General features: G+C 49.3%; 19 protein-coding genes, 1 tRNA gene and 1 pseudogene. 13 read left to right on the top strand and 8 right to left on the bottom strand.

All coding sequences use genetic code 11. From position 1 onward, the window contains the following. Positions 1 to 189 precede the first annotated feature (189 nt). Both ACOJTG_RS04035 and ACOJTG_RS04030 read right to left on the bottom strand, forming a co-directional pair. Positions 190 to 849: a hypothetical protein gene (locus ACOJTG_RS04035; protein WP_420152636.1), complete on the bottom strand. Its 660-nt coding sequence runs from the start codon at positions 847 to 849 to the stop codon at positions 190 to 192. Positions 850 to 996: 147 nt separating this feature from the next. Then, positions 997 to 3,723, bottom strand: coding sequence for a T9SS type A sorting domain-containing protein (locus ACOJTG_RS04030; RefSeq protein WP_420152635.1), 2,727 nt, complete (start codon positions 3,721 to 3,723; stop codon positions 997 to 999). A 1,001-nt stretch (positions 3,724 to 4,724) separates the two neighbouring features. Here ACOJTG_RS04030 and ACOJTG_RS04025 point away from each other — a divergent pair. Beyond that, complete coding sequence (locus tag ACOJTG_RS04025; protein ID WP_420152634.1) at positions 4,725 to 5,879, top strand: zinc-dependent alcohol dehydrogenase; 1,155 nt, start codon at positions 4,725 to 4,727, stop codon at positions 5,877 to 5,879. An 11-nt stretch (positions 5,880 to 5,890) separates the two neighbouring features. After that, positions 5,891 to 6,391, top strand: a complete 501-nt coding sequence (locus tag ACOJTG_RS04020) for a hypothetical protein (protein ID WP_420152633.1) — start codon at positions 5,891 to 5,893, stop codon at positions 6,389 to 6,391. Positions 6,392 to 6,453: 62 nt separating this feature from the next. Here the strand turns inward: ACOJTG_RS04020 and ACOJTG_RS04015 are convergent, their stop codons facing one another. From ACOJTG_RS04015 to ACOJTG_RS03995, 5 genes are all read right to left on the bottom strand, one after another. After that, positions 6,454 to 7,632: an NRAMP family divalent metal transporter gene (locus tag ACOJTG_RS04015; protein WP_420152632.1), complete on the bottom strand. Its 1,179-nt coding sequence runs from the start codon at positions 7,630 to 7,632 to the stop codon at positions 6,454 to 6,456. Positions 7,633 to 7,659: 27 nt separating this feature from the next. Then, positions 7,660 to 8,388, bottom strand: coding sequence for a LamB/YcsF family protein (locus tag ACOJTG_RS04010; protein ID WP_420152631.1), 729 nt, complete (start codon positions 8,386 to 8,388; stop codon positions 7,660 to 7,662). Beyond that, positions 8,378 to 9,352 carry a biotin-dependent carboxyltransferase family protein gene (locus ACOJTG_RS04005; protein ID WP_420152630.1) on the bottom strand — a complete coding sequence of 325 codons (975 nt, stop codon included), beginning with the start codon at positions 9,350 to 9,352 and terminating at the stop codon, positions 8,378 to 8,380. The genes ACOJTG_RS04010 and ACOJTG_RS04005 overlap by 11 nt, the downstream gene beginning before the upstream one ends. A gap of 4 nt (positions 9,353 to 9,356) precedes the next feature. After that, entirely contained in the window at positions 9,357 to 10,040 is a 684-nt protein-coding gene (pxpB, locus tag ACOJTG_RS04000; protein WP_420152629.1) for a 5-oxoprolinase subunit PxpB, read from the bottom strand. Between the two features lie 64 nt (positions 10,041 to 10,104). Continuing rightward, positions 10,105 to 11,031 (bottom strand): sterol desaturase family protein, encoded by a 927-nt coding sequence (locus ACOJTG_RS03995; RefSeq protein ID WP_420152628.1) that lies wholly within the window; start codon positions 11,029 to 11,031, stop codon positions 10,105 to 10,107. Between the two features lie 350 nt (positions 11,032 to 11,381). Between ACOJTG_RS03995 and ACOJTG_RS03990 the strand changes: the two genes are divergently transcribed. The 8 genes from ACOJTG_RS03990 (at position 11,382) to ACOJTG_RS03955 (ending at position 18,712) form a co-directional block, all read left to right on the top strand. Further along, positions 11,382 to 12,173 (top strand): HipA family kinase, encoded by a 792-nt coding sequence (locus tag ACOJTG_RS03990; RefSeq protein WP_420152627.1) that lies wholly within the window; start codon positions 11,382 to 11,384, stop codon positions 12,171 to 12,173. Next, a complete protein-coding gene (locus ACOJTG_RS03985; protein ID WP_420152626.1) occupies positions 12,151 to 12,534 on the top strand; it encodes a DUF3037 domain-containing protein in 384 nt (127 codons plus the stop codon). The genes ACOJTG_RS03990 and ACOJTG_RS03985 overlap by 23 nt, the downstream gene beginning before the upstream one ends. A gap of 368 nt (positions 12,535 to 12,902) precedes the next feature. Beyond that, positions 12,903 to 13,340, top strand: coding sequence for a response regulator (locus tag ACOJTG_RS03980; protein WP_420152625.1), 438 nt, complete (start codon positions 12,903 to 12,905; stop codon positions 13,338 to 13,340). Positions 13,341 to 13,456: 116 nt separating this feature from the next. Next, positions 13,457 to 13,867: a response regulator gene (locus ACOJTG_RS03975; protein WP_420152624.1), complete on the top strand. Its 411-nt coding sequence runs from the start codon at positions 13,457 to 13,459 to the stop codon at positions 13,865 to 13,867. Between the two features lie 421 nt (positions 13,868 to 14,288). Next, positions 14,289 to 14,813 (top strand): (2Fe-2S)-binding protein, encoded by a 525-nt coding sequence (locus ACOJTG_RS03970; RefSeq protein WP_420152637.1) that lies wholly within the window; start codon positions 14,289 to 14,291, stop codon positions 14,811 to 14,813. Beyond that, positions 14,810 to 15,799 carry an FAD binding domain-containing protein gene (locus ACOJTG_RS03965; protein WP_420152623.1) on the top strand — a complete coding sequence of 330 codons (990 nt, stop codon included), beginning with the start codon at positions 14,810 to 14,812 and terminating at the stop codon, positions 15,797 to 15,799. The genes ACOJTG_RS03970 and ACOJTG_RS03965 overlap by 4 nt, the downstream gene beginning before the upstream one ends. Next, entirely contained in the window at positions 15,796 to 18,060 is a 2,265-nt protein-coding gene (locus ACOJTG_RS03960; RefSeq protein WP_420152622.1) for a xanthine dehydrogenase family protein molybdopterin-binding subunit, read from the top strand. The genes ACOJTG_RS03965 and ACOJTG_RS03960 overlap by 4 nt, the downstream gene beginning before the upstream one ends. A 175-nt stretch (positions 18,061 to 18,235) precedes the next feature. Next, positions 18,236 to 18,712 carry a GNAT family N-acetyltransferase gene (locus tag ACOJTG_RS03955; RefSeq protein ID WP_420152621.1) on the top strand — a complete coding sequence of 159 codons (477 nt, stop codon included), beginning with the start codon at positions 18,236 to 18,238 and terminating at the stop codon, positions 18,710 to 18,712. Here ACOJTG_RS03955 and ACOJTG_RS03950 read toward each other — a convergent pair. Further along, positions 18,709 to 20,178: a gluconokinase gene (locus ACOJTG_RS03950; protein WP_420152620.1), complete on the bottom strand. Its 1,470-nt coding sequence runs from the start codon at positions 20,176 to 20,178 to the stop codon at positions 18,709 to 18,711. The two genes, ACOJTG_RS03955 and ACOJTG_RS03950, sit on opposite strands and share 4 nt — an antisense overlap. A 125-nt stretch (positions 20,179 to 20,303) precedes the next feature. Between ACOJTG_RS03950 and ACOJTG_RS03945 the strand changes: the two genes are divergently transcribed. The 3 genes and pseudogenes from ACOJTG_RS03945 to ACOJTG_RS03935 form a co-directional block, all read left to right on the top strand. Then, the gene (locus ACOJTG_RS03945) at positions 20,304 to 21,176 is read left to right on the top strand and encodes a nucleoside phosphorylase (protein ID WP_420152619.1); all 873 of its coding nucleotides are present in this window, start codon (positions 20,304 to 20,306) and stop codon (positions 21,174 to 21,176) included. A 303-nt stretch (positions 21,177 to 21,479) separates the two neighbouring features. Continuing rightward, a tRNA-Cys gene (locus ACOJTG_RS03940) sits at positions 21,480 to 21,550 on the top strand. Positions 21,551 to 21,577: 27 nt separating this feature from the next. Then, positions 21,578 to 21,835 (top strand): annotated as a pseudogene (locus ACOJTG_RS03935) (hypothetical protein); the annotation flags it as partial.

Genomic DNA, 21,835 nt, shown 5'->3' with positions numbered 1-21,835 from the left:
GCAAGAAGATAATCACGATGCGTATCGACAGAAACTGCTATGCAAACATTCGATAGCCTTCAACTTGAATTAAACAATGAAAGTGAGGCCAGCTCAACGGATGTTGATCAGGCCTCACATTGTTACATTACTCGAGTATTTCTCCGAATGGTACTGTCTTTAGGGGCGATTCGATATGCTTAATTTCTACTACTTACTTAACGGGTGCTGGGTAAGCTTCACGGACGCATTATTATAGTGAGAAATGCCTTTCCAGGTTCCGCTGACCGGGTAACGCTGACCCGTTGCTTCGTTCACCACTACGGCACTGAACGAACAGGTAAGATGATACGCCTGAATCTGACGATCTACCACAATAGTCGATTTAGGCGGAATATTGAGGTTTAATGTTTCTTTTTGGTACGAACCGTACGGTTTCTGTTCCTCCTGAGTTCGCAAGGGAAAAGTTTCAGTAGATAACCCATACGAATCGTTAGCGTACCATCGTTCCGGTACCCGTACCGAAAATTCACTCAGGTTCACCTCCTTCGGAAGAGCGTTTGGAGTAGTGACTTCAAATGCTGATGTCTTCACCAACTCATCGAAAGTATCGGTGAACGGTTGCGTCATTAGCTGGTCCCCTGGATTGGAAACCGTTATCCCTTTTAGTTTCACGGCCAGTGTATCGAATCCTTTACTAGCCGCTTTAAAGTAGCGAACGTCTTGCAGTACAAACGTTGCCGGAATTACTTCCTCGGGCTTAACGCTTGATGGTTTGGAACACGACAAGGATAGTACGGAGCACCATCCCCCTAGTACAATCAAGGATTGACGTAAACTTGGCTTCTTCATGGCTGAAAAAAGATTCATAGGATTAAAATCGTTTAGAGCATTCGGGCTCAAGTTACGGGTAAAGGCTAGGAAATTAAACCTTTACGCTCGAAAGACTTCAATCAGAACATACAAAAGGGCAGTACTCTGCATGGAATACTGCCCTTTCCGAATTAAAACTTTACTTTACTGAACCAGCCACTTATGCGTGACGCCTGCTACCCGTAGCAGATATACGCCCGGCTTAAGCACCTGCTTAGGATAGATTCGTAAGCTCTGCTCACTGACCGATTCTGTACGAAACAGTAAGCGTTGACCTTGCAAAGTCGTGAGTTGAATCTCAGACGACAGAAGGGCTTCTACTTCCACATACTCACCGTTAGAGGGGTTGGGATAGATCAAATCCGTTCCGCTCATTCGCACCGATACGGGACGATACGTGTTTTTCTTGCCATCCTCATCCACCTGCGTGAGTCGGTAATAATTTAGACCTTTCAAGGGCAGGTGATCATAAGCTACGTATCTACTTCCACGGTTACCGACCGCTTTTACCGTTGCAATCGCTTCAAACATCTTGCCCTCTCGGCTGCGTTCGACCAGGAAGAGAGCCGCATCCTTTTCACTAGCAGTAGCCCAAGCTAAGCGAACGGTTTCCGACTGCCGAGTAGCGGTAAATGAAAGGAGGCGAACGGGTGTTGGAGCTTCGAACCGACTGTACAAGATATTCACATCATAGGACGCATAATTGGCGACAATAACATCTTTCCTACCATCTTTATCGAAATCTTCCAAAGCGATGGAGCGAGGACTATTCCGCACTACATACTGCACCGGAGAAGCGAAGGATCCATTGCCCTGAGCAAGCAATAATGAAATGGTATTGCTTCCATGGTGAGTGACCAACAGATCCTCTTTTCCATCAAAGTTCGCATCCGTTGTAGTCAATGCATACGTATTTTCCAGCGTTGCAATCGCAGTCCCCGTACTGAATCCGCCCTGACTAGTTCCCAGCAAAACGGACAAGCTAGTACCCGTTTCATTCGAAGTTACTACATCTATAAAACCGTCCTGATTGACGTCGATTAGCGTAAGCCCCCGAGGCATAGCGTCAATGGAGTAATTCACGGCCGGGGCAAACTGTCTATCCCCCATTCCCATCAGCACGGAAACGGACTTGCTGGCCCGGTTTACAACCAGTAAATCCAGCAGGCCATCTTTGTTGACATCAAAGGCCTTCACTTGCGAAGGACTGCTTCCTACCGCAAAGTATCGCGTTTGCTGAAAGGTACCATCCGGATTTCCGACTAAAACGGCGACATTGTTACCGACGGCATTCGAAGTTACCAGATCCAGAATACCATCTTTATTCAGATCAATGGCGATGATGCTTGAAGGAGATTTATCAACAAAATATTCCACGGAGGTACTGAATGTTCCATTCCCCTTCCCCATGAAAACATTAACCCGGTCTGCGTAGGAGATACCAAACGTCGTACCGATGTCAGTAGCAGCGAGATCCAAATGGCCATCCCGGTTGAAATCTCCGATGGTTACGGCTGAAAGGCGACCCGTAAAGTCATAGGTTACGGGAGGGGAATAACTTCCATAGGCATTACTGTTCAAGACGGAGATCGTGTTGAAGTAGCTGTCGGCAGTTACAATGTCAGGTGTTCCATCTTCGTTTAAATCGCCCGTTGCTACGCTTAGTGGGTTCTCTCCGGCTAGCGGATAATGGGCAATGGTACCAAAATTGCCCTTTCCATTGCCTGAATGAACGGATAGATTTAAATCATACGCAGATACTATATCCAATGCTCCATCGCCATTGAAGTCTCCGGCGGTTAAAGCTCTCGAATACGCAGGGGTTGACAAGAACGAGCTGAATTCAAACGTGCCATTACCTCGATTCAACAACACACCCATTTGATTCCCAGTAGACGCACAAATGTCCAAGGATCCATCGCCATTGAAATCAGCCACCTCAGTGGATTTTACACCGCCGAAAAAAGGTAAGGAAATGGGCGTACTCATTCCCCCATTTCCGTCACCTAAAAAGAGTAGAAAAGGCTCCTTTTGCAACAGATAATAATTCGACGAAACCAAAACATCGACTTTCCCATCCTGATTAAAATCCTTCACGTCTATACTTCTCACCTCGTACGGAACGGTATAGGTTTTAGGACTTTGGAACGTTCCATCGCCATTGCCAAGGGATACGTAAAGATGATCATGCCAACTACTTTGAGTAATCAAATCATCTATCTGGTCGCCATTTACGTCACCAGCTTTTACATTCCTAATATCATCGCCAGCAGCAAAGCTTATTGCCGGCAAGAACTCTCCCGTACCCGTTCCTAAGAGTAGTTTTAAAGAAGGGTTACGATAAGAGGTACAATAAATCAAATCCTGATTGCCGTCCTTATTGAAATCTCCGGATGTAAACGCATCGCCATAATCCCAATCATTATTAGCCGGTTTGGCAGTTTGAAAGGTTCCATCTCCATTTCCTAGCAACACCATAATGACCATACCCGGACCACCTAATACAGCAAGATCGAGCTTTGCATCATTATTAAAATCAGTTACTAGTACTGACTTCAGCTCTCCATTCACTGAATAGTACGCTGGTGGAGAGAATTGGCCCAGGCCCGTGTTTAATAATATAGCTACGGTCTTTTCATTTGGAATTGTGTTGTCACTCCCATAATTGACTGTTACTAAATCCAGCTTACCATCTCCATTGAAGTCACCTGTACCTAGTGTTACAGGATTCGCTTGAAGAGAAATCGAAGTGTACGTGGAAAGATCTTTGGTAGGCTGAAAATACTGAGCGGATGCGTTTATTGAGGAAAGAATACAATAGAGGAAACAGCACTTTATGACAAGTGAAAACCGGGTAGAAAATTGAAGCATATAATCGTTTAAAATGGACAATGGTGTGATAAAGGCGTAAAGCTAGTATAAAGAACATGCAATCCATTCAGAATTTCAATACGGTACTGTTTCAATGACTAACGTAATAAGTATACGCACTACTCATTCAGTACCATTATTTTGTTTAATTAAGAAATTTAGAAAAGAATCAATACTACACCTTTTTTAATGCGATTCTTAGCTTAATTCAAAACAACAAGTTGAGTATCAGCTAGCGTATATTCATTTGGATTTATGATAGCCTACGGGCCGTGCAAAGCATTGGAAAGACTATACAGGCTGAAAAAAGAGAGGCGAAAAACGATTGATCCCCATGAATTTTAAGTTTTCGTATATCCAGTGGCGTAAGCATTCCCTTTTTTCCTAAAAATTAGGGGGTATTCTCTAGTTACATTAAGCCTGATTACGCTACTACTCAAGTACCTACCTTTGTTGGGCACTCGTTCATGCAAGGCAGAGACGAGGTCTCTGCCGCTTTTGCAGGTGAGATTTCAGATCAATTGATGTGGAATTTCCTCCGTCAGTTTGGATTGACTAAGGGGATTATCAGCCGGACTGACGGAGCCTGCTAAAGCGTTACTCCGTTGTCATTCGTTTCTTGTCTCTATACTTATCCACCCACCTAAATGTATCTTTTATCAAGCTTGCTCAATAGGGCAAGCTTGATAACTATCATCAGTACGGATTTCAGATACCTGAAAATCAATAGAATAATTACTTAATAGCTCATCTCGTTCTGCTAAATCCCCTCCCTACTTTGTTTGTAAGCATTTTATTGTTACTCCTGTGAATATCAATCCAGTAGCAACATAACGTGTAGTTCAGCTACCTACCAGCTTTACTTACCCACGTTCTGAAACTGGTTCGGTTTTTTTGAGACTATACGTAATCCTAACCTGCTGCTATACGGAGTGAGTGGGTTCCTATTTTAAGTAACGCTTTTCTAAAGCACACATTTCACCTATAACCAAACGTACTGTATGCTTGCCATGAACTACCGGGGACCCTTCAGGGTACGTGTAGACCACAAACCCTATCCCGAAATTCAACATCCCCAAGATGCCATCGTACGCGTGACTCGTTCGTGTATCTGTGGTTCCGATTTACACCTCTACCACGGTCTGGTACCCGATACCCGGGTAGGTATGACCTTCGGCCATGAATTCATTGGCGTCGTCGAAGAAATCGGATCTTCCGTACAAAACCTGAAAGTCGGCGATCATGTACTGGTTCCGTTCAACATTGCCTGCGGCACCTGCTCGTTCTGTAAGCAGGGACTCTACGGCAACTGTCATGAATCCAATCCGGAAGCTACCGCTGTGGGAGGGATTTATGGATACTCCCATACGGCGGGCGGCTACGACGGCGGTCAGGCTGAGTACGTCCGGGTACCTTTCGCCGATGTAGGCCCCATGGTGATTCCGGCGGACATGCACCCGGATGATGCCGTATTGCTGACCGACGTAGTACCCACGGGTTATCAGGCAGCAGAAATGGGCGGTATCAAGCCCGGTGATACCGTCGTTGTTTTTGGGGCGGGCCCCGTGGGGATTATGGCGGCTAAATGTGCCTGGCTGTTTGGGGCGGGCCGCGTCATTGTAATTGATCACTTAGAGTACCGACTCGATTTCGTGCGTACCTACGCCCAGTGTGAAGCCTACAATTTCCGTTCGATGCAGGACCCGGTTTTGTTCCTGAAGAAGGCAACGGATTTCTACGGAGCGGACGTATGTATTGATGCCGTTGGCGGCGATGCGGCGGGTAGTGCCTTGCAAACCATTACGGGTCGTAAAATGATGCTTCAGGCGGGATCGGCTACGGCTCTGCACTGGGCCATTAATTCCGTAAAGAAAGGCGGGATCGTTTCGATCGTCGGCGTATACGGCCCTACGGATAATCTCATTCCCATTGGGAATGTCGTCAACAAAGGCATTACGATTCGGGCCAACCAAGCCTCGGTCAAACGCCTGCTACCCAGGCTTATTGAGCACGTACAGGCGGGTCGGATTGACCCGAAAGGCATCGTTACGCACCGCGTTCCATTGGAGGAAGTTTCCGATGCCTATCACATCTTTTCAGCCAAGCTGGATAATTGTATCAAGCCGATTCTTATTCCACCTTCTGCACGGGTATAAACAAACATTGTATGGAAGATTTAGCGAGTCATTACGCACATATCAAGGGCTGGGGAATTGACGCGGATCCTAAAAATGAACCCACGTACCCCATGAAAAACTACACGGGGGATGATCACCGGCGGCTCAATTACGAAAAACCGCCGCAGCAACCCGTCAACGTGGAAGTGCTTCATTCCAACGAACGGCCCGGGATAACGGCCGTTTTCGGAACCTCAAGCCCCCCTTCCGGACTGAGCGGAGCCATCCGTCGGTATGCCTTTAAATTCAGCGAATCAGAGTACGGTCACTGGTTACCGCTCCTGTTTGCGGACCGCGTTAACGTAGTCGAAGGAATCATTGATGATTTGAAGCGAGGACACATTCCGAATATTCTGGCGGAGAAAGGCTGGAACGCAGAATGGAAATACAATCGCAAAGGACTCATTACCAAGCTGGCCGTTGGTGCTCTGGTTACGGCCACCGCCGTAGCGTTGCTTTGCCGAAGCAATTCGGATGAGGACGAAGAATAATACGTTTGGATATCACTAAAAAAAGGCTGAACAACGGATCCTGTTGTTCAGCCTTTTTTGCTTTATAAACTACTCAGGGTACGAACGGCCATCCACCCCATCACAACCATGATGACCACCCCCACCAGCGTAAGCCAGAGCGGATGACGATAGGTTTTCCCAAAAGGAAGACGGTGTACTGCAATGAGCAAGATCAGTAAGGCTACGGGCAGGATCATGCCGTTCAGGGCTCCGGCAGCCACCAGAATCGTTACGGGGTTGCCGACCAGCATAAAAATAAGAGCTGACAGGGCGATGAATCCTACCGTGACGACTTTGGTTTGATCGTTCAGTCGTGGATGCATCGTACGAACAAAGGTCACTGACGTATACGCCGAACCCACCACCGAGGTAATAGCGGCACTCCACATCACGAGTCCAAAGAGCTTGTACCCCAGCAAGCCAGCTGCCTGCTGAAACATGGAAGCGGGCGGATTGGCCGCATCAATCGGTAAACCCTGCATCACGACGCCTAAAGCCGCCAGAAAAAGTAAAATCCGCATCACTGAAGCGACCGCAATACCCGTAACTGCTCCCCGGTTGGTTTGTGGAATGGCCTCTGGACCACTCATTCCGGCCTCAAGCAGACGGTGAGCACCGGCAAAGGTGATGTACCCTCCCACGGTTCCCCCCACTAGCGTAATGATGGCCGTGGTGTCGATCGCATCGGGCAGGAAAGTTTTTTCTACGGCTAAGCCCAGCGGCGGGTGGGCCGTCCAGACCACGTACAGCGTCAGGGCAATCATCAGAAGCCCCAGTATTTTTGAAAACTGATCCATGGCTTTCAACGCATCTTTCACCAGAAATAAAACGATGGCTAGTCCCGCACTTAATGCTGCTCCAACGGCGACGGGTATGCCCAGCAAGACCTGTAACCCCAGGCCCGCTCCGGCAATATTCCCGATGTTGAAAACCAACCCGCCCAGAGCAATCAGGATGGATAAAAAATGCCCGACGCCCGGCAAGAGTGCATTCGCCAGATCGGGAGCCCGTTGACCGGAAGCGATGACGATTCGCCAGATGTTGAGCTGGACGCCAATATCCAGCAGAATGGACAGCAAAATCACAAAGCCAAAACTGGCTTTTAATTGTACCGTAAAAAGCGTGGTTTGGGTCAGAAAACCCGGTCCAATGGCCGAAGTAGCCATCAGAAAGGCAGCTCCGAGTAGCGTGGATAAGGTAGAGGTAGGCTTAGCTGCCATATAGGAAAGAAAAAGGGAGTAATTTACTTACGAAAGGGGCGACTGCGGCTGAATGCCTTGTTCCTGAAAATGGGTGTACAGAGCCCGGGCAAAGGAAACGGCCTGCGGTCCATCCCCGTGAATGCATACCGTTTCAGCCCAGTTTTCTTTTTCCCGGACGAATTGCATCACCTGCCCAACGGCCTGAGCCGGATCGTGAATCAAGGCATTCGGACTGGTGCGGGGCGTAAGCGTCCCATCCGGCTGGTAGGTTCGATCGGCAAAAATTTCACTACAGGTTCGTACGCCCAGCCGCTTCGCCTCTTCCACGAGAGCACTTCCGGCCAGTCCGTATAAAAATAGTTGTGAGTCAAAATCTTTCACCGCCTGGGCAATGGCTTCGGCCAGAGCGAGATCTTTGGCGGCCTGATTGTACAAAGCCCCATGGGGTTTGACGTGGTGCAGCCGGGCTCCGGCCGCTTTCACGAATCCGTACAAAGCTCCGATCTGATAGAGTACCAGATCATAGGCTTCGGCGGGACTAATGCCCAGGGTTCTTCGGCCAAAACCGGATAAATCCGCAAAGCCCGGATGAGCCCCGATGGCTACGCCCTGCCGTACGCAGGTCTGTACAGTCTGGTGCATGATTCGCGGATCACCCGCGTGCATGCCGCAGGCAATATTCGCAGAGGTAATAAAAGGCATCAGGGCTTCATCGTTGCCCAGGGTATAGGCTCCAAAACTTTCGCCCAGATCACAATTAATATCAATAAACATCAGTAGTAAGGTGTAAGCGTTGGGTCAACGTTTCTTCCAGTTTCCGGGTAAATTCCTGATACTGTATATATTTATCCTCGGCCTGATCCGGACTTAGTACCGAAAACCGAACCTGATTTCCACGTACTAGCTGGGCCATTACGCTCAAATCCGGCTCGATGACCTGAGCGATCCGAGGATAGCCCCCGGTCGTGGGAGCATCGTTCATGAGGACCACTAAATTTCCATCGGGTAAGACCAGTATCGTTCCCGCCGTTACGGCCGTGGAGAGCAATTCGGTCGGTCGTAGTTTTTGCATCTGGGCTTCCAGCCGATACCCCATCCGATTACTCTGGGGCAGTACTTCATGCGACTGGCGGCTAAACGCTCGCTGACTGTCCGGCGTAAAGAATTCCCATTCAGGCCCGCGAATCACGCGTACCGTAGGATGCGTCTGGTACGCAGGCAGAGCCGCTGGTGCCAGCGACCAGTTTAACGAGGGATGCAGCGGTGGCAGATTGTGTCCGTAAGTCAGCACATCGCCAGCCCGTAACGCTCTGCCCTCGTAACCGCCCCAGCCAGCGGGCAGATACGTACTGTAACTTCCCAGTACCTCGGGTACCTGCCAGCCGCCCCGAATGGCCACGTAACTTCGACAACCCTGGCCCGTATAAACGAGTTGCAGGCGACTGCCCGCCCCTACCCGCAACGTCCGCCAACAATCAGCCTCGGCACCATCGATCCGTACGGTGACACCGCGGCCAGTAACGGCCATCCAGGCTTCTGCTTCAAAGTAAAGCTCCAGCCCGCCGAAGGTTACTTCCAGCGTAGCCCATTCCGTAGGATTTCCTACCAGCGTGTTACTGATGCGATGGGCAAAGCCGTCCATGGCCCCTCCAACGACTACGCCCTGGGATCGATACCCACCTCGACCCAGGTCCTGTACCGTGGTCAATACACCAGCTTTTACGACACGTGCGATCATGGGCTTACGAAATCGGGACAAAGGTAACGGTATCTCCCGCCTGCAAACGGGCCGGGGGGTTCTCCTGTACATCAAAAAGGGTAAGTGGGGTACGACCAATGATTTGCCAGCCTCCCGTAATCGGGACGGGATAGATACCCGTCTGAGCACCAGCAATCCCCACTGATCCGGCGGGTACACCCTGGCGGGGCGTATCCTTTCGGGGAGTCGCCAGTTTTTCGTTCAGGCCGCCCAGATAAGCAAAGCCTGGTACAAAACCCAGTAGATAAACCTGGTACACGACCCGACTATGCCAGTCAATTACCTCGGCTTCGCTCAGACCACAGTGTTGAGCGACGTAAGGCAAATCCGGCCCGTTCACGCCACCATACTGCACGGGAATTTCGATGTGTCGACTTACCGAAGCAACCGTCTGATCCTGTACATTTTCGATGTATTGCCAGAGGTAGGCCTCCACCCAACGCCGACTGTTTGAGGTGGCGTACTGGTTCCGCACCCGTAAGGGATCGTAAAAAACGGTAAGGGACGCGTACGCGGGCACCAGTTCCATCATTCCCTCGAAAGGATGGTTGGTCAGTTTCCTTTGAAGCTTTGCTATCGAGGCGGCAATGGCCGGGTCGATTCGCTGCTCCCAGGCAATGACCAGGGCCCGTTCCGATAGTACGTAGCAGTGTACAGGAGGTATCATGGCGGCAAACTACAAAAAAAGGTGCAACGCTGCAGCGTTACACCTTTTCCAATGGATTCATGGCTCAGGCCACTTCACTTATTTTTCGCTCGGCGGCATTGCGTTTTTTCTCTTCGTCTACCTTAATCGGACTACCAAAGATGTAGAACAGTTTCTTTCGCAGCCCTTTGGCTCCCTTGACGTCTTTAATAATATCGGCCACTTCGTGAAAGTTAATCATCAGCGGGTTAGCCTTATTACTGATATTCGTGGTGATGCCGTAAATGGGTGGTTCTTCCTCTAGCTGATACGTTCCGAAAATCCGGTCCCAGAATATAAAGGTGGCTCCGTAGTTCTTATCGATGTACTTAGGTTGCGAACCGTGGTGGACCCGGTGGTTGGAAGGCGTCGCAAAAATGTACTCAACCCAGGGGGGCATGCGGCGAATGTACTCGGTATGTACCCAGAACTGGAACAGTACCGCTACCTGATTGGTGGTAAAAAAGATGATCGGATGAAAGCCAATCAGGGCAACGGGCAGGAAGAAAATCGTCTTCAGGTTCTGAATCCAGCTCAGTCGAAAGGATACGCTCAAATTGTATCGCTCGCCCGAATGGTGTACCACGTGCGTAGCCCACCAGAAACGCTGCTCGTGGGAAATACGGTGAGCCCAGTAACTACAAAGGTCGAAAATAACGTAACAGGGAATGAACGTCCACCAGTTGAGCGACATTCGCCAGGGGAGCTGATTGTACAGCCATACCACTGCGAACAACAAAGCAAATTTGAGCGTCGCCCCTACGGCCAGTGAGCCGAGTCCTACGAGTACAGAACCAATGGTTTCCTGTTTTTCGTAGTACGGCTTTTCCTGAACATACGTAATCAGAATTTCGATAGCGGTGAAAAAGATCATCGCTGGCACCGCCCACAAAATCAGGTTTGGGGCGGCTTTTTCAATCAGCGAAAGGTTGTCTAACGGGATTTTGGGTGCACCAAATAATGATTCAGTCATGCGATCAAGGAGTTGATTCTGAAGCTCAAATCGTTTGAGCCAGTTGATACGACATACTCAGAACCTTTTCCGGCTTCTTTTGTACCAGAAACCGAAGCAGTACTGGGTTTAAACAAGTGTGAAAGCCTGAATTTATTTCAAAATAACGAACGTCGTTCGCTGATAGTCAAACGATTACGACATTTTTCCAAATTCAGTTCTTTCGTATTTACTCATATTCTCCGAATTTGTTTTGTCAAATTCATATTTGTAAACAGTAACGAAAGGGTATACACGCCTACGCTTTTTCAGCGATGACCCGGTATGGCTACGTACCTTTGCAACTTTCCAGTTTTTTAAATGAACCACTCGTGACCGAATCTCCACTCCGAACCGTACGGGTTACCCGGTACGTTACGCCCCTGCGGGAAGGGGGTTCTTTGCCCGCTATTGTCGAAGCCGATGATGGTTTTTTGTACGTACTGAAATTTCGCGGGGCTGGCCAGGGCGTCAAGGCTCTGATTGCGGAACTGATTGCCGGGGAAATTGCCCGTACGCTGGGCTTACGGGTACCCGAGATTGTGTTTTGTGAACTCGACCCCATCCTCAGCCGTACCGAACCCGACGAAGAAATACAGGACCTGCTCAAGTTTAGTGCGGGCCTCAATCTGGCCTTGCATTACCTGTCGGGTGCCATCACGTTCGATGCCGTAGTGAATACGGTCGATGCCCGTATGGCTTCCGAGATTGTTTGGCTCGATAGCCTGGTCATGAACGTAGATCGTACGGCTCGCAATACCAACATGCTCATCTGGCACCAGGAACTTTGGCTGATCGATCACGGAGCTTCGCTGTACTTCCACCATTCCTGGCAAAACTGGGAACAGCAACATCAACGGCCTTTCCCCTTCATTAAAGACCACGTCTTGTTACCCTGGGCTTCGGAACTCGAAGCCGTCAACGCGGATTTCCGTACCCGGCTTAGCTCCGAACGCATCCGGGCCATTGTTTCACTCATTCCCGACGACTGGCTGACGGGTGAATCTCCTTTTTCATCACCCGTTGAGCAACGACAGGCCTACATCCAGTTTTTAGAAGCCCGGCTCGCTTCGTCAGAATTCTTTGTTAAAGAAGCACAACATGCAAGAAATGCACTTATTTGAATACGCTGTCATCCGCGTCATGCCCCGGGTGGAACGGGAAGAATTTCTGAACGTAGGCGTCATTCTATATTGCCCTGCTCAGGGATTCCTGCAAACCAAATTTAGTTTGATTGAAGATCGATTACGGGCTTTTGCGGGAAGTGTCGATCAGCAAGAATTAACCGATCGGCTCCTTGCCTTCCAGAAAGTATGTAATGGCCGAAAAGAAGGTGGCATCATCGGGCAATTGCCCGTAGTATCGCGTTTTCGTTGGCTGACGGCCAATCGTAGTACGGTGGTCCAAACCTCCCCGGTACACACGGGCTTATGCTACGACGCTCAGGAAACACTGCATCGCCTGCACGAACAGCTTGTGTTATGAGAAAAGCTGGGTACTTATCCATTAACGTACCCAGCTTTTTTACCATTGAACAAAAATAAACCTATACTATAAGCATCTAAGCACTAGTTCTTTCTTACACGTTTCCTAAAGTTTTGCTCCAGTGGATCACTGCCTTTTTTTGCAATTAGATGGATTCATTTCATCTAATTGCTTGTTATTCAGATTAATGCTATACCTTTAGAACGCCTTTCTCCTTATATCAGCTCTATTGAAGGTTTTATACGCTACCGCCTTATTTCAGGAATGGTTGTCGTGCATGATTCTCTTCCAGTTCTCTAGTAGCATCAATTGGTATTCACCCGTGACCCTTACAGCCTGGAAGTTCTGGTCACTCACTCCTATTTCCAATGGCTACAAAACCGCTTTTCTTAATCGTCGATGATGACGCTGACGATCGCGATTTATTGAATTTGGCGTACCAGGAAGGATCGTATCAATGTGATCTGGTTTTTGCTGAAGACGGGCGTGAAGCTCTGAAATTACTGGAACAATCACCCGTACGCCCTTCCGTCATGTTAGTTGATATTAACATGCCGGGTATGAACGGGTTGGAACTGCTTCAGAAGCTTAAATCCTCGGCTCGCTGGAAAGGTATGCCCGTGGTAATGCTGACCACTTCCAACAGTCCCCGGCTGATTCACGATGCTTATTCGATGGGGGCTAACTCCTATTTGGTAAAACCCGACAACTACCATACACTGTCTTCTCTTTGGGATGCCCTGTATGGCTTTTGGACGAATACAGCCAAATTACCTACCTATGCGGTATCGCAAGGTGTGTCGTAACCGATTTTATACTATCTTGCTTCCATCATTCGTTTTTTTGCTTCAATTCAAGTAGGCGTTTAGCGAATCGATGGAGTAGCAATTCGTTAAGCCGACAATAAATAATAAATCAGGATATGAAGCCTAAGCCGCTTTTTCTGGTTGTAGAAGATAATCCAGATCATCGTTTTTTACTGGAATGGAGTTACCAAAAGAGTAACCAAACCTGTAATATCCTTTTTGCTGAAGATGGCCTGGAGGCCCTTGAAATCCTGGAAAGCTCGCCGGTGAAACCCGCTTTGCTCCTGTTGGATTACGAGTTACCCCGTATGAATGGGCTGGAACTGGTGATGGCCTTAAAATCATCGCCGAAATGGAAGCACCTGCCCATCGTTATGATGTCTTCCAGCGATGATCCGCATATTGTGAATAAGGCATACTTCAATGGAGCCAGTTCATTCCTGGAAAAACCGCAGAGTTATCAGGATTTTAAAAATGTCTGGACCCTGGTTTTTGACTTTTGGTCACTTACGGCCCGGTTACCTTAGGGGTATAAACACACGTACAAAAAAGCTCGGATCAAGGTCCGAGCTTTTTTTATAACGTATATTCTAAAATGGTACAGTTTTTTAGTGCTTAATGGACAAATTTTGAGACACCGCCATGTTACTCTTCATCGTCCTCCTGCTCGTAATCCTAGTCTTGTTTTCAATGGTCAATACCCTACGGATTCTGGACCAGGACGCTCCACGCCCATCAAAAAAGTTTAAAGAGCCGATTCCGTCGAAGTGGCTTTAAGCTTGTTCGTACTACGCACGGCCCTTACTCTGGGTTCTCTTCGTTTACTCAAACCTATACGTTAGCTGGCACATCAATTTTAAGAGTTTGGATAAAAACGCTTCCGACCGTCCTCTCGGAATTCATCCATCCAAACATCTTGAACGTATGTCTGCGATTTTAGAAACCGAAATGCTACCGGGTGTTTCATCCCCCGGGGTGGCTACACCCAGCGTTTCGCCAACGAGCCTCATTACCTTAAAAATTAACGGTGTAGAAAAAAAACTCCCCCTTGCCCCGTGGACTACTCTACTGGACGCCCTGCGGGAGCACATGGACCTAACGGGTACGAAAAAAGGCTGCGACCACGGTCAGTGCGGAGCTTGCACGGTACTCGTAAACGGTAAACGCATTAACTCCTGTCTGACGCTGGCCGTCATGCAGGAAGGAAACGAAATTACGACCATTGAAGGGCTGGCCAAGGGCGAAGAACTCCATCCCTTACAGGAAGCTTTTGTGGAACACGATGCGTTCCAATGTGGGTACTGCACCCCCGGACAGATTTGTTCAGCTATTGGCTTAATGAACGAAGGCAAAGCTCAATCCAGAGCGGATATTCGGGAATTGATGAGCGGTAATCTCTGCCGTTGCGGAGCTTATACCAATATCGTAGACGCCATTGATCAGGTAATGCATGAAAGGGGGGAACACGCATGAATCCCTTCTCGTATACCCGTGCTTACGGACTCGATACAGCCGTAGAAGAAAAGGTTGACGGAGCTAATTTTGTGGCGGGTGGAACCAACCTCATCGACCTGATGAAGGAAAACGTAACCCGTCCCCAGCACCTGATCGATATTAATCACCTGCCTTTACAGGAAATTGAAGAAACTGAGTCGGGCGGCCTCCGCATGGGTGCCCTGATGCGTAATGCCGATACGGCCTATCACCCACTTGTCGAACAACGGTACCCACTACTAGCTAAAGCGATCTTGGCCGGAGCCTCCCCACAGTTACGGAACATGGCTACCGACGGCGGCAACCTGATGCAGCGAACCCGCTGCTATTATTTCTACGATACCGCCACGCCCTGTAATAAACGCGAGCCAGGTTCGGGCTGCTCCGCCATCAATGGATTCAACCGGATTCACGCCATTTTAGGTCACAGTGAATCCTGCATTGCTACTCATCCTTCAGACATGTGCGTGGCTCTAGCCGCCCTTGATGCGACGGTACACGTGAAAAGTAAACGCGGCGAACGCAGCATTCCTTTTCTGGAATTTCACCGGTTGCCCGGCGATACGCCGCACCTGGATAATACCCTGCAAGCCGACGAACTGATTACGGCCATTGAATTGCCCGCGAAAGGCTTTGCGGACCATTACACCTATGTCAAAATTCGCGACCGGCAGTCGTATGCTTTTGCTCTGGTTTCTGTAGCCGCAGCTCTGGAACTCGACGGTACCACTATCACGGATGTACGTCTGGCCCTGGGCGGCGTCGCTCATAAACCCTGGCGGGATATGCAGGCCGAAAATCTGTTGAAAGGCAAACAGGCGACCCGGGAGAATTTCCAACAGGTAGCCGAAAGTATTTTAGCGAATGCCCAGGGCTTTGGTCACAACACCTTTAAAATTGAACTGGCGAAGCGGGCCATCGTACGGGCATTGCTGGAAGCTACGCAAAACGAGCACAAGTCATGAATACGCAATATATCGGAAAGCCTACCTCCCGCGTGGATGGCCGGGCAAAAGTAACCGGGCAGGCCAAGTACGCTGGCGAATTTCAGGTACCCGGATTAGCCTACGGGGTCGTTGTATCCAGTGCCATTGCCAAAGGAACAATTACCACGATCGACACGTCGAAAGCCTTGGCTCTCGAAGGCGTCATTCAGGTATTCACTCACGAAAATGTATCGGGACTGGCCTGGTTTGACAAGAGTTACAAAGACCAGGACTCCCCACCGGGTTCGCCCTTCCGACCGCTGCACAATTCAGAAATCAAATTTAGTCAGCAACCAATCGCACTGGTCGTTGCTGAAAGTTTCGAGCTGGCTCGGTACGCGGCCTCGCTGGTGCACGTGGAGTACGAACATTCTGAAAAACCCATCGAAGCCGAATTACGGAATCACCTCGACAAAGCCTTTGATCCGGGTAAGGGAAAGCAGGGCTACAAGAAGCCGAAAAATCGGGGAAACTTCGCGAAAGAATTTGCCAAGGCCCCCATTCACTTCAACTCGGAGTATTACCACGGAGCGGAACACCACAATCCGATGGAAATGCACGCGTCGACGGTCATTTACGACGAAGACGATCACCTGACCATCTACGACAAAACGCAGGGTGTTTTCAACAGCCAGAGCTACGTAGCGGGTATTTTTGGCTTGTCGAAAAAAAGGGTTCGCATTCTCTCGCCTTTTGTGGGCGGTGCCTTCGGTTCGGGCTTACGTCCGCAGTATCAGCTTTTTATGGCGGTACTCGCCGCGTTAGAACTTAAGCGTTCAGTTCGTGTGACCTTGACCCGGCAACAAATGTTCTCGTTTGGTCACCGTCCGGCTACCTTACAGAAAATGTCCCTGGCTGCGACCGAGGATGGCACTTTACAAGCCATGCGTCACGAGGCCATCTCGGAAACGTCACGTTTTGAAAATTACACCGAAACGATTGTGGACTGGTCGGGAGCCATGTACAAATGTGACAATGTGGCCTACGATTACCAGCTGGTTAAGCTGGATGCCTATACGCCCCTGGACATGCGGGCTCCGGGAGCAGCGACGGGCGTGTACGCAATTGAATGTGCGATAGACGAGCTGGCCCATAAGCTTAACATTGACCCCGTAGCCCTACGCCTGAAAAACTACACGGAGGAAGACGCCAACAAGGGCAAGCCCTATTCAAGTAAGGAACTCAAAGCCTGTTTTCAGCAGGGAGCCGACCGCTTTGGCTGGTCCCAACGAAACCCCGAGCCACGATCCATGCGAGATGGTAGTACGCTGATTGGCTGGGGTATGGCGACGGGGATGTGGGATTCCATGTTTGTACCCTGCCGGGCCAAAGCTTTTCTATCCGCGGATGGGAAGTTGACCGTCAGTAGTGGCACGTCCGATATTGGTACGGGTACCTATACCATCATGACGCAGATTGCCGCTGAAACCGTAGGCCTCCCTATCGAACAGGTGACCTTCAAGCTGGGTGATTCTTCCCTCCCACTGGCGTACCTGGAAGGAGGTTCCGCAACGGCAGCATCGGTTGGAAACGCCGTACGCATTGCCTGCGAAAACATTCGAGAGAAACTGATCCGACTGTTAAGCAAAACCAGCTACGCTCCTTTAGCCGATGTACCGGCGGAAGAGCTCGTATTTGGTGACGGAAAAATTCAGCTCAAATCCGATCCTCAGATCAGTATTTCCATGAGCGATCTAATGAAGCTGGCGAGCGAAAATTACCTGGAGGATACCGCTACAGCCATTCCGAATATGATCAAGCAAATGCCCTATGCCCGTAACGTACACTCTGCCGTATTTGTGGAAGTACGCGTGGACGAAGATTTCGGTACCGTTCGCGTAAGTCGCATGGTGAGTGCGATTGCGGGGGGTCGGATCCTGAATCCGAAAACGGCCCGTAGTCAGATTCTTGGCGGGATGGTCTGGGGACTGAGTAAGGCTTTGGAGGAAACGAGTGAAGTAGATTCGAACTTCGGTCGCTTCATGAACCATAATTACGCGGAATATCACATTCCGGTTAATGCCGACATCCCGGAGGAATTTGAAGTCATTTTCGTCGAAGAACAGGACGATATTGTTAACCCGATGGGTACGAAAGGCCTGGGTGAAATCGGGATCGTAGGGGTAGCTCCGGCGATTGCCAATGCAGTTTTCCACGCTACGGGTAAACGTATACACGTGCTACCCATTACACTGGATAAGCTGATTGTCGAACACGAAGATTCGGCAGTGCCTCTGTAAAGAATTAGGTTTGGTAGTAGTCACAGAGTCACAAAAAGTCCCGCAGGAAAATGCGGGACTTTTTGTTGAAGCTAGCCGGTTGTATACAAAGTATTTCTCACCCACGAATCCAGTTCTATACGCTTGAACGAGCCCTGCATTTTTATTTCCCGCCTGAATGCGGGATTTTTGTCACATGCTTACACTTCGTCAAACGGATTTTTCTGCGGCTGATCTGGATCAAATCCGGTTTATCTTCCAGGAGTACGCCGACGCCCTGGGTATTAATTTATCCTTCCAGAATTTTGAACAGGAATTACAAACGCTGGCTCAGGTGTACGGTCCACCCCGGGGCTGCGTATTACTGGCCGAAAACGAACATCAACGGGTAGTCGGTTGCGTAGCCGTAAAGCCTTTGAAAGAAGCGGGCGTTTGTGAGATGAAACGCCTGTACGTATCGCCCTCGCAGCGGGGCACGGGTTTAGGTCGGCAGCTAGCTGAAGCCATTATTACTTTCGCTCGTGAAGCGGAGTATACCACCATGAAGCTCGACAGCTTACAAAGCCTAACTGCCGCCCTGCGATTGTACGAACAACTCGGCTTTGTGACGACGGCCCCTTATGTGTATAATCCTTTACCGGAAGCGGTGTATCTGGAAAAGTCCTTGCGTTAAATGGATTTTGTGGCTTCGTATAGCTTCATAAACCGCTCGAAAATACGCTGGTACTGAGCGGTATGATTCAGGTCTGGATTAAAGGTCTTGCGGATTTTCAAACTATTCATTCTTTCCTGATAATCCTCGATGACTTGCTCGGCTTTCATCCCCATCAGTGCGGAGCCCCAAGCCCCAGCTTCCACCGTTTCGGGCAGACATACGGGTTTACCGCAGATATCCGCCAGCATTTGTACCCAGAATGGACTTTTGGCAAAGCCCCCGGACGCATAGATTTCGGTAATCTGTTCGCGGTCTTCCAGGATTTTTACGATGGAATACGTGTGTAGACAAATACCTTCGAGCACCGCCCGAACTAAATGCGAAGCGGTATGCTGTAGGGTTAATCCGTGAAAGCCGCCCTTGGCGTGTACATTCCAGATGGGGGCCCGTTCACCGAGCAAGTACGGCAAAAAGAGTAAATCATTCGCTCCAGTCGGGCTTTCAGCGGCCAGCGTACTAAGTTCTTCTTCTGATTTATCGGGAAACAGGGTTTCGCCCAGCCACTGAAAAATGACGCCTCCTGAATTGGTACCTCCCCCAATGATATAGGTTTCCGTATCGAGTAAGTAACAAAAGGTTCGCATGTGTTCGTCCAGTAGGGGTTGCCGGGCACTGACCCGTACGGCCCCACTCGTACCGATGGTTACGGCCACCCGACCCGGTACCACTGCTCCGGTACCCAGGTTCGCCACACACCCATCGGACGCTCCAATGATCAGTTTAGTCTGCTCCGTTACTACTGCATGGCTGGTGATCTGTAACTGTTGTTTCAGGGAATCCGAAACAGGAAAACTGTGATAGGGAGAAACGGTCGCAGAGAGTTTTTCCGCCGGAATACCCGCTATTTTCAGTGCTTGCTCATTCCACTTCAATTCTCGCAGATCAAACATGGCCGTTGCTGAAGCAATCGAATAATCCACCACCCATTCGCCCGTCAATCGGTACCAGATCAATTCCTTGATTCCGACGAATTTATAAGCCTTGTGTACCAGTTCAGGTTCGTACTTCTGCAACCACATCAGTTTACAGAGCGGCACCATGGGATGCAAGGGCGTACCGCAAGCCTGAAATAATTCTTTTCCCAGGGGTGTACCGATCAGCGATTCAGCCTCTTCCGTAGCCCGGTTATCCGCCCAGATAATCAGGTTGCTAAGCGGTTGCCCCGCTTCATCAACGGCCAGCACACTATGCATGGCCGAGCAAAACGTGATGGTGCGTACAGGGGCATCTAACGCATGGAGAACGGTCTGAAGACTCGCATGTACCGCCTGATAAATTACTTCCGCATCCAGTTCGCTGTAATCCGGTTGCGGGTGAATCATTTCGTAGCCCACACTATGATGACCCTTCACGTCACCCCCTTCAGTGAAGGTCACTACTTTTGTATTGGTGGTTCCGATGTCTACTCCAATCCAGTATTCCAACTTTTTTATCTTTTAAGCGGTTTTAGCGTCTTATCAAGCATTGCCAAAACCCTTGTGTTTATTTGAAACCAATAAATCCCAGGTATTTTTTCCAAACTTAGCAGTTTCATTTAGTTCTTAAAGCCATGACCTACCCAGCCTCCGAATTAATTCTTAATGCCGACGGAAGTATTTATCACCTTCGGTTGTTGCCCGAAGACGTAGCCGATACGGTAATCGTGGTAGGCGATCCCGACCGCGTAGGGATGATTTCCCAGTTCTTTGACCGTATTGAAGTAAAAAAACAGCACCGGGAATTTGTCACGCATACGGGCTCCATTGGCAAGAAGCGATTCACCGTCGTTTCCTCTGGTATCGGTGCCGATAATGTGGAAATTGTCATGACGGAACTTGACGCGGTTCGTAACATTGATTTAAAACGCCGGGAACCCCTGTCGGGTTTGAATCCGCTCAAAATTATCCGCATTGGTACCTCGGGCAGTTTGCAACACGACATCCCGTTGGGCTCGGTGGTGGCCTCTTCTGCGGGGGTGGGTCTGGACGGATTGCTCGACTTTTATGCGACAGATGAATCCCTGTGGGCTCCGGAATTTTGTGCGGAAATTCGTCAGACCTTACAGCTTCGCTTACAACCTTATGCCGTGGAGGCCTCTTCCAGCCTGCTCAACGGTATTACATCCCGGCTCATTCCAAACCTGTATACGGGTATTACGCTAACCTGCCCCGGTTTTTACGCTCCACAGGGTCGATCCCTACGGCTTTCACCGCAGGTTCCTGATTCCATCGCTTTGCTTCAACAATTTAGCTGGAATGGCAATCGCATTACCAATTTCGAAATGGAAACGGCGGCGTATTATCTCTTTGGTAAACTTCTGGGCCACGAAATGCTCTCGCTCAGTGCCATTGTCGCCAACCGGGTCAGTAATGAATTTGCTTCAGAACCGGAGAAAATTGTCCAGAAACTAATTCGCGATACCTTAGACTGGTTAGTAGCCTAGTCCTGCCGACCTACCGAAGCCCTTCCTGTTTTCTGAAAGGAAGGGCTTCTTTCTTTTTGCCCTCGCCTATTTATGCTTTCTCACACTTACAAAACTAATTTCGCTACGCCGAAAAAATTTCAGGAATAAAAGCTTCTGAAAATCAACGCAAAGAGGATTTTTTCAAAAAAATATTAGTCTACTTATTCTATAGAGTATAAATTATACTATATCTTTGTATCCGTAATCAAAAACCCATCATCAAACTTTAAACCTATCAAACCTCAAACTCTTTAAACGTTTTCAGACCAATTATTCAACACGGGCTGTGTGGTCGAGTGGAGAGGCAGAGGCCTGCAAAGCCTCCGACGCGGGTTCGACTCCCGCCGCAGCCACTACATCACGCTAAATCCCCACGAGACATGCTGTACGAAATTGAAGACGAATTAGGTGTAATTCCTGCAGTACAAGTAAAACCACTACCCCATCGCCGTCCGGAACGAGTTCTTCCGTTGAACCAGGGTCATACGGCTCCTTCTTTTCAGCTGAAAGCCAGCTCCGGTGTTTGGAACGCAACCCTCGCTGATCGCTTTCAGACGCAATCTGAACTGACCCTGGGTGAGTTAGTGCAGCAACGTCCGCTGGTGTTGAGTTTCTATTGCCCCTGCTGGAATGCCTAT

Source organism: Siphonobacter sp., assembly GCF_048595215.1.
Taxonomy (GTDB): domain Bacteria; phylum Bacteroidota; class Bacteroidia; order Cytophagales; family Spirosomataceae; genus Siphonobacter.
The sequence above is the reverse complement of the archived record's forward strand: the minus strand, read 5'-3'. Positions and strand labels throughout refer to the sequence as shown.